The organism is Streptomyces sp. NBC_01506, from assembly GCF_045040295.1.
Classification (GTDB): Bacteria; Actinomycetota; Actinomycetes; order Streptomycetales; family Streptomycetaceae; genus Streptomyces.
Genome location: NZ_CP109422.1, coordinates 2,549,466 through 2,563,830, shown reverse-complemented (window position 1 = coordinate 2,563,830; position 14,365 = coordinate 2,549,466). Strand labels below are relative to the sequence as shown.

At 71.2% G+C, this 14,365-nt stretch carries 9 protein-coding genes; 7 read left to right on the top strand and 2 right to left on the bottom strand.

Features of this window, described 5'->3' with window-relative positions:
- Positions 1 to 49 precede the first annotated feature (49 nt).
- The 5 genes from OG329_RS10790 to OG329_RS10770 all read left to right on the top strand — a co-directional run bounded on the left by OG329_RS10790 (position 50) and on the right by OG329_RS10770 (position 7,231).
- Complete coding sequence (locus tag OG329_RS10790) at positions 50 to 2,386, top strand: MMPL family transporter (protein WP_405794427.1); 2,337 nt, start codon at positions 50 to 52, stop codon at positions 2,384 to 2,386.
- Positions 2,364 to 2,924, top strand: coding sequence for a GNAT family N-acetyltransferase (locus OG329_RS10785; protein WP_405794426.1), 561 nt, complete (start codon positions 2,364 to 2,366; stop codon positions 2,922 to 2,924). The genes OG329_RS10790 and OG329_RS10785 overlap by 23 nt, the downstream gene beginning before the upstream one ends.
- A gap of 46 nt (positions 2,925 to 2,970) precedes the next feature.
- The gene (locus tag OG329_RS10780) at positions 2,971 to 3,657 is read left to right on the top strand and encodes a hypothetical protein (RefSeq protein WP_405794424.1); all 687 of its coding nucleotides are present in this window, start codon (positions 2,971 to 2,973) and stop codon (positions 3,655 to 3,657) included.
- A gap of 231 nt (positions 3,658 to 3,888) precedes the next feature.
- Positions 3,889 to 4,062, top strand: coding sequence for a hypothetical protein (locus OG329_RS10775; RefSeq protein WP_405794422.1), 174 nt, complete (start codon positions 3,889 to 3,891; stop codon positions 4,060 to 4,062).
- A gap of 124 nt (positions 4,063 to 4,186) precedes the next feature.
- Positions 4,187 to 7,231, top strand: a complete 3,045-nt coding sequence (locus tag OG329_RS10770) for an AAA family ATPase (RefSeq protein WP_405794420.1) — start codon at positions 4,187 to 4,189, stop codon at positions 7,229 to 7,231.
- On the opposite strand, the gene OG329_RS10765 is transcribed toward OG329_RS10770, so the two are convergent.
- Both OG329_RS10765 and OG329_RS10760 read right to left on the bottom strand, forming a co-directional pair.
- Positions 7,228 to 8,253, bottom strand: coding sequence for an IS630 family transposase (locus OG329_RS10765; protein WP_405801763.1), 1,026 nt, complete (start codon positions 8,251 to 8,253; stop codon positions 7,228 to 7,230). The two genes, OG329_RS10770 and OG329_RS10765, sit on opposite strands and share 4 nt — an antisense overlap.
- A gap of 401 nt (positions 8,254 to 8,654) precedes the next feature.
- Positions 8,655 to 9,806, bottom strand: coding sequence for a PQQ-dependent sugar dehydrogenase (locus OG329_RS10760; protein ID WP_405801761.1), 1,152 nt, complete (start codon positions 9,804 to 9,806; stop codon positions 8,655 to 8,657).
- Between the two features lie 258 nt (positions 9,807 to 10,064).
- On the opposite strand from OG329_RS10760, the gene OG329_RS10755 reads away from it, so the two are divergent.
- The gene (locus OG329_RS10755) at positions 10,065 to 11,003 is read left to right on the top strand and encodes a 2-hydroxyacid dehydrogenase (protein WP_405794419.1); all 939 of its coding nucleotides are present in this window, start codon (positions 10,065 to 10,067) and stop codon (positions 11,001 to 11,003) included.
- 381 nt (positions 11,004 to 11,384) lie between these two features.
- Positions 11,385 to 14,297, top strand: coding sequence for a putative bifunctional diguanylate cyclase/phosphodiesterase (locus OG329_RS10750; RefSeq protein ID WP_405801760.1), 2,913 nt, complete (start codon positions 11,385 to 11,387; stop codon positions 14,295 to 14,297).
- Positions 14,298 to 14,365 lie beyond the last annotated feature (68 nt).

The following is a 14,365-nucleotide window of genomic DNA, read 5'->3' as shown; positions in this document are numbered from 1 at the left end:
GATTCGATGCCAGAGTTGGGCTCTCAGAACCACGCAGGGGAGCAGACCGTTGGCAGCAGTCGCGCGGTGGTGCGTCAGGCACCGGCTCCTGGTCGTACTCCTGTGGCTGCTGGCCCTCGGCTCCACCGCCGCGGGCGCCGTCGTCGCCGGGACCTCGTATTCCAACGACTACGAGGCGCCCGGCACCGAGTCCGGCCGCGCCGTCGAACTCCTGGAGAGCGGCTTCCCCGGCCGCGGCGGCGACAGCGACACCGTGGTCTGGCACACCGACCGTGGCTCCGTCCGCGCGCACGACGTCGAACAGCGCATGGGTGTCACGCTCGGTGAGATCGCCGAACTGCCGGGCGTGGCCGGTGTGACGAGCCCGTACGCCGGCACCGACCGCGCCGGGACGTCCCCGCCCACACCCGGCCCGGACGACGGCGAGGGCGCCCGCCAGATCAGCGAGGACGGCCGCACCGCGTACGCCGTCGTCACCTTCGAGCAGCAGGTCGACAACATCCCAGCCACCCAGGCACAGGCCGTTGTCGACACGGCCAGGAAGGCGGCCACCGACGGTCTCCAGGTGGAGCTGGGCGGCAGCGCCGTCGCCCTCACCGAGGGCACCACGACGCACACGGCGGAGATCGTGGGCGTCGCCATCGCCGCCGTGGTCCTCTTCCTCGTCTTCGGCTCCCTCGCGGCGAGCCTGCTGCCCATCGCCACCGCGCTGGTGTCCGTCGGAACGGCGTACGCGGGCATCGCGCTTCTCGGCCACGTCATGACCGTGGCCGACTTCGCGCCCATGCTCGGTCTGCTCGTCGGTCTCGGCGTCGGCATCGACTACGCGCTGTTCATCGTCACCAGACACCGCAAGGGCCTCAAACAGGGCCTGACGGTCACCGAGGCCGCCACCGAGGCCGTCGCCACCACGGGGCGCGCCGTCGTCTTCGCCGGGGCCACCGTCTGCATCGCGCTGCTCGGCATGCTGGTGCTGCGGCTGAGCTTCCTCAACGGCGTCGCGATCGCCGCCTCGCTCACCGTCGCGCTGACGGTCGCCGCCTCCGTGACCCTGCTGCCGGCCCTGCTCTCGTACACCGGCGGGCGCGTGCTGAACCGCCGCGAGCGCGCCCGGCTGGCCGAACACGGTCCGCTGCCCGAGCTGCCCACCGGCTTCGCCGCCCGCTGGTCCGCCTTCGTGGAACGCCACCCACGGCTGCTCGGCGCCGCCGCCGTGGTCGTGATGCTGGTGCTCGCCCTGCCCACGTTCTCGCTCCATCTGGGCACCTCCGACCAGGGCACCAACCCGGCGACCAGCACCACCCGGCAGGCCTACGACCGGCTCGCCGAGGGCTTCGGCCCCGGTGTCAACGGCCCGCTGACCCTCGTCGCCGAACTGGACGGCGCCGACGACCGGCTCGCGATGGACCAACTCCCGGACACGTTGCGCGAGTCGGAAGGTGTCGCCGACGTCGGTCCGATCGTCTTCAACGGCAGCGGCGACACCGCCCTGCTCACCGTCGTCCCCGGATCGGCGCCCCAGTCGCAGCACACCAGCCACCTTGTCGACCGCCTCCGTAAGGAGGTGCTGCCCCGGGCCGAGAACGGCACCTCCTTGAAGGTGTCGGTCGGCGGAGTCACCGCGAGCTACGACGACTTCGCCGACGTCGTCGTCGGCAAACTGCCGCTGTTCGTCGGTGTCGTCGTCGCCCTCGGCTGTCTGCTGCTCCTGCTCGCCTTCCGCTCCGTCGGCATCCCACTGAAGGCGGCGGTGATGAACGTGGCCGCCGTCGCCTCCTCCTTCGGTGTCGTCGTCGCGATCTTCCAGTGGGGGTGGGGGAGCGAACTGCTCGGCCTCGGCAGCGCCGGCCCCATCGAGCCGTTCCTGCCCGTGATCATGGTCTCGGTCCTCTTCGGGCTCTCCATGGACTATCAGGTCTTCCTGGTGAGCCGGATGTACGAGGAGTGGCTGGAGACCGGCGACAACAGACGGGCCGTGCGGGTCGGCCTCGCCGAGACCGGCCGGGTGATCAACTCCGCCGCCGTGATCATGATTTCGGTCTTCCTCGCCTTCGTCCTCAGCGGGGACCGCGTCATCGCGATGTTCGGCATCGGGCTGGCCGCCGCGGTCGCGCTGGACGCGTTCGTCCTGCGTACGCTCCTCGTGCCCGCCCTGATGCATCTGCTGGGCGGCGCCAACTGGTGGCTGCCGAAGGCGCTGGACCGCCTGCTGCCGCGCATCAGCATCGAGGCCCCCGCCGCCCGCCGTCGTACGTCTGGCAAGATCCCCGGACGGCGCGTGGAGCACGCGGAGCGTGCGGAGCACGTGCCGCGGCCTACGGGCCGTATCCGAGACCGACCGGACACAAACACAAGGAGTGGCGATGTTCGCGATATCACTGGGTGACACGGCGGAACTGAGACCGCTGGAGCCGTGGCAGGCGCAGGAGTTCCTGACCCACATGGACCGCGCGAGGGACCTGGTGACCGAACACGTCGGGCTCGCCGACGCCGTCACCGACCTCGATTCGGCGCGGAGGTTTCTCACCTCGTACGCGAACAAGCAGGCCGCCGACGCGGGACGGATCTACGGAATCTGGCTCGACGACACCCTCGTAGGAGGCGTGCTCTTCCGGATCTTCGACGCGCCAGGTGGTAACTGCGAGGTCGGCTGCTGGCTCGAACCGGCGGCGACGGGGCGCGGTCTGGTGACCCGCGCGATACGGGTGCTCATCGACTGGGCGGTGGACCGGCGCGGCATCCACCGCGTGGAGTGGGTGGCCTCGTCGGCCAACGTCTCGAGCGTCAAGGTCGCCGAACGGCTCGGCCTGCGGCGCGACGGGGTACTGCGTGAAAGCAACCTCCACCACGGCCGCCGCCAGGACCAGGAGGTCTGGGCCGTACTGGCTCCCGAGTGGCGTGAGCTGCGGCGCGACGCCCGTTGAGAAAACTCTCATAGATCTCTCATACAGGCCGCCTAGCGTGCGGCGCATGAACCCCACGACCAAGCCAGAAGAGCCCGCTGACGACAGCGGCGACAACGAGGCGGAGCGCGCCGTTCCGGCTGCTGCCGAGAAGAACGACGCACCGGGCCCGAACCTGGCCAAGGATTCGGGGGAGGGCCCTGAGGCGGCCGGCGCCGAGGGCGCGCACCGTGCCGACAGCGCCGACGGTGCCGGCACCACCGCGGACGCCGGGGACGACGCGCACGACGGCGACGACGGCGGTGACGGCGACCTGCTGGACGACGACCTGGACGGCGAGTACACCCCGCCGCCCTCCAGCGGGCTCGCCGCCGCGTCCACCGCGCTCATCTCCGTACTGCTGTCGCTCGTCGCGCTCATCGGCACCTGGTCCGGCAAGGTCATCTCCGAGCGCGAGACGCTCGTGGGCCAGATCGACCTCGGCCAGACCGGCACGGCGGAGCAGCAGATCTCCGAGGTCTACGGCGACGCCTGGCACGCCACCGCGCTGACCAACGGCATCTTCGCCGTGCTGGCGCTCATCGTCGGCCTGGCGGCGCTCGGCCTGCCGCAGCGAAAGAGCTGGGTGCGGCCGTTCGCCGTGGCCGGTATCGCGCTCGGCGCGCTCGCCCTGCTGATCTCGATCGGCATGTACTTCGACATCTTCGTGTCCCTGCCGGAGCCGCCCCCGGCCGCCCCGCCGGCCGTCGGCTGACGCCATGTGACCGGGTCCGCCCGGCGAACCCCCAGGCGCGGAACGGGCTTCGGCCCGTGCCGCGCCTGAGGCATTTCGCGGGGCCTTAGGCCGCCGCCGGGGCGCTCACCCGTCCGCCTAAGGCTCCCGCGCCGTGAAGATGCGGCACACGCCCGATGCGGGCGCACCCCCTGGGAGACGAATGTTGAGGCATCGCAAGACGCCGAAGCACTTCGTGACAGGGGAGTCGAGATGTTCGAGTACGAGATGCACCAGATGCGGGCGGCCGAGCTGATGCGTGAGGCCGACAACCAGCGGCTGGTCCGCCAGGTCCGCAAGGCACGCAAGGAGGCCGCGCGCCAAGGCGAAGACGAGGGCGAGGGGCGGGTGGAATCGCACCGGGACCGCTTCGTGAGCGTCGCGTGACGGGCGTACGGAGATGGCTGAGCGCCCCGACCCGCTGACGACGCCGGTTCCGCGACCGCCGCATGTGCCACCGGTACATGCGGCGACCGCGATAACGAGTGCCGCTCTGTCATACCCCTGTGCGATGCTCGCAAGCGTGGAGACCAAGTCAGTCAGTCCCGTTTTCGTCGGTCGCGACGGCGAGCTGACCGCACTCACCGAAGCGCTCGCCCGCGCCGCCGCGGGCGAGCCGCAAGCGCTGCTCGTCGCCGGTGAGGCGGGCGTCGGCAAGACCAGGCTCATCGAGGAGCTGATCTCGGTGGCCTGCCGTGACGGCGCCGTCGTCGCGGTCGGCGGCTGCGTGGAGATCGGCGGCGACGGCCTGCCCTTCGCGCCCTTCTCCACGGCCCTGCGCGGCCTGCGGCGGCTGCTGCCCGAGGAGATCGCCGCGGCGGCCGAGGGCCAGGAGGGCGAACTGGCCAGGATCCTGCCCGAGTTGGGCCCCTGCGTGAGCGACGCCCTGAGCGAGCACGGCACCGCGAGCCTCTTCGAACTCACCGTGCGGCTGCTGGAGCGCATCGCCGCCGACCGCACGGTCGTCCTCATCCTGGAGGACCTGCACTGGGCGGACGCCTCCACCCGCCATCTGCTCGCCTATCTCTTCCGTACGCTGCGCCGCGGCCGGCTCCTCGTCGTCGCCACCTACCGCGCCGACGACATCCACCGCCGGCACCCGCTGCGCCCGCTCCTCGCGGAGCTGGACCGGCTGCGTACGGTCGGCCGGATCGAGCTCGCCCGCTTCAGCCGCGCCGAGGTCCGGCGGCAACTGCACGGCATCTTCGTCGACGAGCCGGCGCCGCAGCTCGTCGACGAGATCTTCCGGCGCTCCGACGGCAACGCGTTCTTCGTGGAAGAACTGGCCGTGGCCACCGAGTCCGGCCGCCGTTGCGGACTCACCGACTCCCTGCGCGACCTGCTGCTGGTGCGCGTCGAGGCACTGCCGGAGAACGCCCAGCGGGTGGCCCGGATCGTCGCCGAGGGTGGCGCCGCCCTCGAGTTCCCCCTGCTGCTGGCCGTCGCGCAGCTCTCCGAGGACGACCTGATCGAGGCGCTGCGGGCGGCTGTCGGCGCGAACATCCTCCTTACGACGGCGGACGGCGACGGCTATCGCTTCAGACACTCGCTCGTGCGCGAGGCCATCAGCGACGACCTGCTCCCCGGCGAACGCTCCCGGCTCAACCGCCGCCTCGCCGAGGCCCTGGAGGCCGATCCCACCCGCGTACGGTGCGAGGAGTGCACCACCCGCCTCGCCGGGTACTGGTACCACGCGCACGACGCGGCGAAAGCCCTGCCCGTCGTCCTGCTCGCCTCCGTCGAGGCCCGCCGGCGCTTCGCCCACGCCGAGCAACTGCGGCTGCTGGAGCGCGCCATGGAGCTGTGGGACGCCGCGCCCGAGGACGTACGGGCCTGCCTCAGGCCCCCGGACGACACCGAGATCTACCCGCCGATCGCCGAAGGGGAGAGCGCCCCGTTGCGCTATCTCGACCTGCTGGCCGAGGCGATCGTCGCGGCCCGCTTCGGCGGCGAACGCGAGCGGGCCCTGGCACTGTCGAAGAAGGCCATGCGGGTCCTGGAGACCGTGGACGACTCGCTGCGCGCCGCCTGGTTCTGGACGCAGCGCTCACGGCTGGTGCAGCAGCTCACCCGCGGCGACGGCTGGGACGAACTGGCCACCGCCCAGGACCTGGTGCGGGGCCTGCCGCCGTCCGCCGTGCACGCCTCGGTGCTGTCCGACGTCGCGAGCTGGGGCGCCCTGCACCGGCCGGGCCCCAACAGCCTGGCCGCCGCCGACCGCGCCGTGGAGTACGCGCGCCTCGTCGGCGCCGAGCACATCGAACTCAACGCCAGAGCCACGCGCGGCTGGCTCGCCACGGAGTCGGGGTCCGTCGAGGAAGGACTCGCCGAGATGTACGCGGTACGCGACCGCGTCTTCGAACTCGGCAATCGCGGCACCCTCGGCATCCTGAGCCGTATCACCATCAACCTGCCGTCCACGCTGGAGAGCGTGGGCCGCTCCGAGGAGGCGGTCGCCGCCGCCGAAATGAACATCGCTCTGTGCCATCAGCGAGGTCTGTCCGACACGGAGTCATGGGTCCGGGTCAACCTGAGCGAATCCCTCTTCTCGCTCGGCCGCTGGACCGAGTCCCGCACGGCCGTCGACGAAGCGGCCCAGATCGCGCACGCTCCCAAGGCGCGCGCCCTGGTGGCTGTGCGGTACGCGGCGCTCGCCCTCGGGCGCGGCGACGCGGCGGAGGCCGAGAGGCAGGTGACCCTGGCCCGCGCGGTCTTCGGACCGCACGACCCCCAGCCGCAGCACGTCATCGCGCCCGCCAGGCTGGCGATGGTCAGCGCCGCGCGGCAGGGCCGGCTCGCGGAGGCCCGCGCCGAGTTCGAGCAGGTCGCCGCGCAGGGCTTCCCGCCGGGCATGCAGCGGTACGCGCTGCCGCTGCTCTGCTCGGCCGCCGCGATGGAGGCGGACGCGCGCGGACTGCCGGAGGCCGACGCGGGGCGGGCGGCGATCCTGGCGATCGTCCGCGACCACGCGAAGCGACTGCCTGCCGTCGTCCCGATCTGGCGGGCCTACGACCTGCTGCTCGAAGCCGAACTCGCCCGCGCCGACGGCATCGTCGCCCCCAAGCTGTGGGCCCGCGCGGTGGCCGCCTTCGAGGCGCTGTCCCGGCCGTACGAACTCGCCGACGCCCGCCACCGGTGGGCGGCGGACCTCCTGGCCGCGTCCGCCGACCGGGAACAGGCCACCGCGCTCCTGATCCAGGCCCACACCACGGCGAAGCGGCTCGGCGCGCGGCTTCTGGTGGCGGAGACCGAACTCCTCGCCGGGCGGGCGCGGATCAGCCTCTCCACCACCCCGCGAATCGCCCCGGCCCCCGGCCCGGAGACCGACCCCGTCAGCTCACTGGGCCTGACCCCCCGCGAACAGGACGTCCTGCGCCGGGTCGCCGAGGGACTGAGCAACCGCCAGATAGCCGAGGAGCTGTACATCTCACCCAAGACAGCGAGTGTGCATGTCTCCAACATCCTGGCCAAGCTCGGCGTCTCGGGCCGTACGGAGGCGGCGGCGATGACCCACCGCCTGCACCTCTTCACCGACCTGGAACCGACACATCCCTAGTGATCTGGTTCGGAGATGCGTGAGCAGTAGCGGCAGATCCGGTCAAGGATCTGATCGGCGGTCTTGGTCCACTTGAATGGCCGGGCTTCGTCGTTCCAGACCTTGATCCAGTTCTCCAGTGCGGCCTTGAGGTCGTCGAGGGAGCAGAACACACCGCGTTCGAGGCAGCGTCGTTCCAGCTCGGCGAACCACCGCTCGACCTGGTTGATCCATGACGAGTAGGTGGGGGTGAAGTGCAGGTGGAAGCGGGGGTGCGCGAGCAGCCACTTGTGCACCACCGGTGCTTTGTGGGCGGAGAGGTTGTCGCAGATCACGTGGACCGCCAGGCCAGGTTCCGTCTGGCGGTCGATCTCGTCGAGGAAGTCGCGGAAGTCGACGGCCCGGTGCTGCGCGGCGAGTTTCGTGATCACCTTGCCCGTCGCGGTGTTCAACGCGGCGAACAGATCGACGGTGCCGTGCCGGACGTAGTCGAAACTCCGCCGCTCGGGGACCCCGGGCACCATCGGCAGCACCGGCGCGGTCCGTTCAAGGGCCTGGATCTGCGGCTTCTCGTCCACCGCGAAGACAGCCGCGTTGGCCGGCGGGGCGAGATAGAGGCCGACGACGTCACGGACCTTGTCGATCAGGAACGGATCCGGGGAAATCTTGAAGGTCTCGGTCCGCCACGGCTGCAGACCGAAAGCGTGCCAGATCCGCAGCACACTCGCGGGGGAGATCCCCACGACCTTCGCCAGTTCCCGCTTCGACCAGTGCGTCCCGCCCGGTGGTGTCTCCTCCAGAGTGCGGACCACCACCTCTTCGACCTGGGCATCGGTGATGCTCCGCGGTACCCCGGGCCGAGGCTCATCAGCGAGCCCGTCGAGCCGGTCGCGCAGGAACCGGGTCCGCCATTTGGCGACCGTGCCCCGGTTCACCCCCAGCCGGGCCGCGACCGCCAGGTTCGGCCCGCCCTCCGCGCACGCCAGCACGATCCGCGCCCGCAGGGCCAGACCCTGCGCGGTCGTCCGGCGCTTGACCCACATACTCAACACCTGCCGCTCGGCCTCACTCAGGACCAACGGCTCCAGCCTGCTGTCACCCACAACCGACAGCAGACCGAAGCCAGTCGGCACCCGTCAGCCGAACCCGCGAATTGGTGCGCAAAGCGACTCACGTGGTGCCCAACGAACTCACAACCAGATCACTAGGCCCTGTCCGGCGGATCTTCGGGGGTCCGGGACGCCTGGCACGGCACCTCCCCGCGTTGTCGGAGTCATCCAAGTACGTCCAGTACGAGGATGATCCTCCGCCTTGCGATGCACCGCACCAGCCGCCCCGGCCTGATCCCCGAAGATCCGCCGGACAGGACCTGGGCCCTGTCCGGGCCTCGGACGGGCCCGGACAGGACCTGACCGGTCACGGCCGCCGGCCCCAGCGCCTCCCGCTACGTCACGTCCACCCGAAGGATCTTGTCGTCGCCCGACTTCGGGGTGCCCCGGCCGTCCGTATTGCTCGTCATCAGCCACAGCGCCCCGTCGCCCGTCGCCAGCACCGTGCGCAGACGCCCGTACTCACCCCGCAGGAAGTCCTGGGCGGCGGCCGACGGTTTGACACCCGCCAAGGGGATCCGCCACAGACGCTCGCCGCGCAGGGCGGCCATCCAGATGGACCCCTTGGCGAAGGCGATACCGCTCGGTGAGGCGTCGCTCGTCTTCCACTCCTCCACCGGGTCGACGAAGCCCGGCTTTCCGCCCTTGCCCTCGACCTCCGGCCAGCCGTAGTTCTTCCCCGGCTCGATCAGATTCAGCTCGTCCCAGGTGTTCTGGCCGAATTCCGACGCCCACAGCCGCTTCTCGGAGTCCCAGGCGAGCCCCTGCACATTGCGGTGCCCGTAGGTGTACACGACCGAATCCGCTTCCGGATTGCCGTGCGCCGGCAGGCCGTCCGGGGTCATCCGCAGGATCTTCCCGCCCAGGGACTTCTTGTCCTGCGCGAGGCCCGTCTCACCCGTCTCGCCCGTGCCCGCGTAGAGCATCTTGTCCGGGCCGAAGGCGATCCGCCCGCCGTTGTGGATGTTGCCCTTCGGGATGCCCCGCAGGATCGTGTCGGGCGCGCCCAACTGCTGGCCCACCGGCCTCTTCGGGTCGTACAGCATGCGGGCGATGCGGTTGTCCGAGTCCGTCGTGAAGTAGGCGTACACATAGGTGTCCGAGGCGAACGACGGGGAGAGCGCCAGACCCAGCAGGCCGCCCTCGCCGCCGGGAGCGACCCCGGGCACCGCGCCCACCTCCGTCTTCTCGCCCGTGTCCCCGTCGACCCGAGTGATCGTCCCCTCGTCGCGCGAGGAGACCAGCAGATCTCCCTCGGGCAGCGCCGCCAGGCCCCACGGTGACTTCAGGCCCTCGGTCAGCGTGGACACCACCTTCGCCGAGCCCTTCGCGGGCGGCGCGGACGGCTTCGCCGCGTCGTCCGGAGGCGCCGACCCGCCGGGCGGCGCGGACGGGGAACTCGACGAGCCCTCCGGCCTCGCCGTCCCTTCGGAGGACGAGCACGCGGTCACCACGAATAGCGCCGCTGCGGCCAACACGGCCGTCACTGGAACACGTTGCACGGTCTTGATCCCTTCGACGGCTGCGTCTCTACGTTTCATACACCGCGGCCCGCGTTCAGGTTCCCATCCACCCGGTATCGGTGCCACGACTCCCACGCCGGGGCGGCGCGGCGATCTCGGCCGGATCCGCCGCCGGCCACCCCGCCACCCCGCCCCCGCGGCCCGGCGCCGGCCCGTACCGGCCCGTACCGGCCCGTGAAACGCCCTTCATCGACCGCACAGGCTTCGCATAGCCTCCTGACCATGACTTCAGACGTATGGCTGCCGATACCGGCCGACGAGATCGAAGGGCTCCCCGGCGGCCTGAACTACCTCTACTGGGACGGTGAGCCCGACTTTCCCGCCGACCCGGCCGACTGCGCCTTCTACGTGGTCCCGTACATGAAAGGCATGGACGTCGCGCTCCGCCCGCTCGCCGGGATGAACTCCGTACGCGTCGTACAGACCCTCTCGGCCGGCATCGACCATGTGGCGCCCGGACTCGACTCACTGCCGCCCGGCGTACGCCTGTGCAACGCCAAGGGCGTTCACGAGGCCAGCACCGCCGAGCTGGCCGTCGGTCTCGTCCTCGCCTCGCTGCGCGGCATCCCCGGCTTCGTCCGGGGCCAGGACGCCGAGGAGTGGCGGTCCGGTTTCTACCCGGCGCTGGCCGACAAGTCCGTGCTGATCGTCGGATACGGCTCGATAGGCGCCGCCATCGAGGACCGGCTCGCGCCCTTCGAGTGTGCGCGGGTGGCGCGCGTGGCGCGCTCCGCCCGTGCCACCGAGCGCGGCCCCGTGCACGCGCTCGCCGATCTGCCGGACCTGCTGCCCGAAGCCGACATCGTGATCATGTCGACACCTCTCACCGAGGAGACGAAGGGCCTGGCGGGAGCCGTGTTCCTGGCCCGTATGAAGGACGGCGCGCTGTTCGTGAACGTCGCGCGGGGCCAGGTCGCCGACACCAAGGCGCTCCTCGCCGAGCTGGAAAGCGGACGTATCACCGCAGCTCTCGACGTCACCGATCCGGAACCCCTCCCGCCGGGCCATCCCCTCTGGCATGCTCCGGGTGTCGTCATCAGCCCTCACGTGGGCGGATCCACCTCGGCGTTCATGCCGCGGGCCAAGCGCCTGCTCGCCGACCAACTCACCCGCTACGCCGCTGGAGACGCTCTACGCAACGAGGTCCTTACTACCGGCTGAGCCACCGTCGGTCCGCACTCGGGAACGACAACTCCCCTGCTCGTCACGGAGAGTAGAAGAACTATGTCCCTGAGTGACGAGTCTGGTGTATCGTCCCGATCTGGGGGCCGCGTCGCGCGAGGGGCGACGTGGCGGAGCGATCAGAATCCGAGGGGGGCGACGGGCGATGTACTGCCGATGCACGAACGATCCGACGCGGAAGGGCCGCCCGCGGCGGCCTTCGGACCCACCGACACACGGCCCGGCGCCGACGGCCCACGTACCGGTGCCGGGCACTTCACCGACGCGTACCGCACCGTCGCGCGCACCGGTGGCGCGCACCTCGCCGGTGCCCGGACCCAGCGCGTCGGCGGTGACGGCCACACCTCCCGAGGTGACCCCGTGAGTACCCCCGGGGCGCTCCTGGGCCCCCGCGTCGCCCCGGAAGGCGGCAGCGGCCCCGACGGCGGCGACAGCGGCGGAGGCGGCACCGGCCTGCTCACGCAGCTCCTCCTCGCCCTCATCTGCGGCGGGTACGCGACCGGCGCGGCCCTCGGATGGGGCTCCCCCGAAGTGGCCCTGTTCATGGGCGACTTCGGCCTCAGTCTCGCCGCCCTCATCGCCGCGGTCTCCTGCTTCCTGTACGCCCGCGGCAACGACAGCCGTTTCCGCCCAGCCTGGCTGCTCTTCTCGCTCTCCTCCGCCATGGCCGCGGGCGGGAACGCGGTCTGGGGCTGGTACGAGGTCGTGCTCGACCGCCCCGTGCCCAGCCCCTCCCTGGCCGACCTGTTCTTCCTGTGCTTCGCGCCGCCCGCCATCGTCGGCCTGCTCGTCCTCGCCAAACGCCCTGTCAGCAAGGCCGGCTGGGTGTGCCTGGGCCTCGACGCCTGGCTGATCGGCGGCTCGCTCCTCACGCTCTCCTGGAGCCTGGCCCTCGCGCACACCACGCACTTCGACGGCGAGACCGTCGCTCACGCCGCGCTCTCCCTCGCCTATCCGCTGCTGGACATCGTGCTCGTCAGCATGGTGCTGGCCCTGCACTTCCGGCGCTCGACCGGCAGCCGTACGGCCATCAACTCCGCCATCGCCGCCCTCGCCCTCACCGTCCTGTGCGACGCGCTGTTCACCTCCCCGCTGCTCAGGGAGAACTACCGCTCGGGCCAACTGCTCGACGCCGGCTGGTTCGCCGGGTCCCTGCTGCTCGCGTACGCGCCCTGGGGCGTCCGCAGGGCCGCCGAGAGCGCGCCCGTCCAGGTGCGCGCCCCCCGCCCGCCCCGGCACTCCAGCAGGCCCATCGCGGGCTCCCTGGCCGCCCTCACGCCGTATCTCGCCGCCGCCGTATGCACGCTGGGGATCCTCTACAACGTCATCGAGGGCCGCCGGGTCGACCGTGTGGTGGTCCTCACCGGCAGCACGGTCGTCCTCGCCCTGGTCGTACGGCAGGGCATCATGCTCGTCGACAACATCGCGCTCACCCATGAACTGGCCCAGAAGGAGAACCACTTCCGCTCCCTGGTCCAGGGATCGAGCGACGTCATCATGATCGCCGGGCCCGAAGGCACCCTCGACTACGTCAGCCCCGCCGCGGCCGGCGTCTACGGACGTGAGCCGGACTGCCTCGTCGGTGCCCAACTGGAGTCGATCATCCACCCGGACGACCGCGGCCGGGTCAAACGCGAAGTACGCCGTTTCCTGGCCGCTCCTCCCACACAGGAGCCCACCACCCGCATCGAATGCCGCTTCAAGTCCGGCTCCGGCGACTGGCTGAACGTGGAGTCCACGGTCAACCGGCACCAGGGCGGCCTGATCCTCAACAGCCGCGACGTCACCGAACGCGTACGGCTCCAGGCCCAGTTGCAGCACAACGCCGAACACGACCCGCTCACCGACCTGCCCAACCGCGCCCTGTTCACCGAGCGGGTGGGCCAGGCACTCTCCGGGCGCCGGGCCAACGACCCCGGCACCGCCGTCCTGTTCATCGACCTCGACGGCTTCAAGGGCGTCAACGACCGCCTCGGCCACCAGGTCGGCGACGAGCTGCTGATCCACGCGGCCCGCCGCCTCCAGGACTCGGTACGGGCCGGGGACACCGCCGCCCGGCTGGGCGGGGACGAGTTCGCCGCCCTCATCCTCGGGGACGGCACCGACGAGCAGACCGCCCGTGAGTACCAGGTCCACGAGATCGCCGACCGGCTGCGCCTCAAGCTGTCGCAGCCGTACCGCATCGAAGGCAACGATGTCCGCGTCGCCGCCTCCATCGGAGTCGCCTTCGCCGAGCCCGGCACCACCCCCAGCCACCTCATGCGCAACGCCGACCTCGCCATGTACCGCGCCAAGGCCGGCGGCAAGGACCGCGTCGAGCTGTACGCCCCCCAGATGCAGGCCGACGTGGTCCGCAGGACCGAACTGGCCGCCAGGCTCCGCACCGCCCTGCGGGACGGCGAATTCGCCCTCCTGCACCAACCCGTGGTCGACCTGTCCACCGGACAGATCTCCGCCGTCGCCGCACAGGCCCGCTGGCGCTCCGCCCAGGGCATCCTCTTCACCCCAGCCGAGTTCCTGCGGGTCGCCGACGACAGCGACCGCACCGCCGAATTAGGCCGCTGGCTGCTCGAGGAAGCCGTCGAGCAGGCCGCCGAGCGCGGCAGGACGGGCCACCTCGTACCGGTGACCGTCCGCCTCTCCGCCCGCAGACTGCTCGACCGGTCCATGCCGCTGGGCTCCATCGAAGCCCTCCTGACCCGCCACGGGCTCCCCTCGGGCGCCCTGCTGATCGAGCTGGCCGACAGCGACGCCCGTACGTCCCTCGACGAGCTGGAGCACCGCCTGGTCGCGCTGCGCCGCCTCGGTGTACGGATCGCGCTCGACGGCTTCGGCAGCGGCTACGCGGCGATCAGCGCGCTGCGCAGGCTCCCCGTCGACGTACTGAAACTGGACCGGGGGCTGGTCGAAGGCGTTGTCGAGTCCGCCAGGCTGCACAAGATCACGGCGGGACTGCTCCGGATCGCCTGTGACCTGGGCATGGTCTCGGTGGCCGACGGCGTCGACGTACCGGAACAGGTCCTCGCGCTGCGCGCCATGGGCTGTACGCACGGCCAGGGCATGGCCTTCTCCGGCCCTCTGGACGAGTACCGGCTGCGCCGCGCGCTGATCCGCGGTGACTTTCCCCTCCCCGGCGCCGGCCCGCTGCCCGTACTGAGCGGCGGCTCGCTGCCCGTCCGCCGGACCCGGGCGGCCACCCCGGACATGATCCCCCGACCGATCACACGACCGTCCAAGCGCTCAAATGTTGAGACGCCAGTCCCACCCACTTGACAGTGACAGCGCGTCGGAGGGAGGGTCAATGCCATGCGCACCCGAATTCTCGTACTTGGACAGCGCGT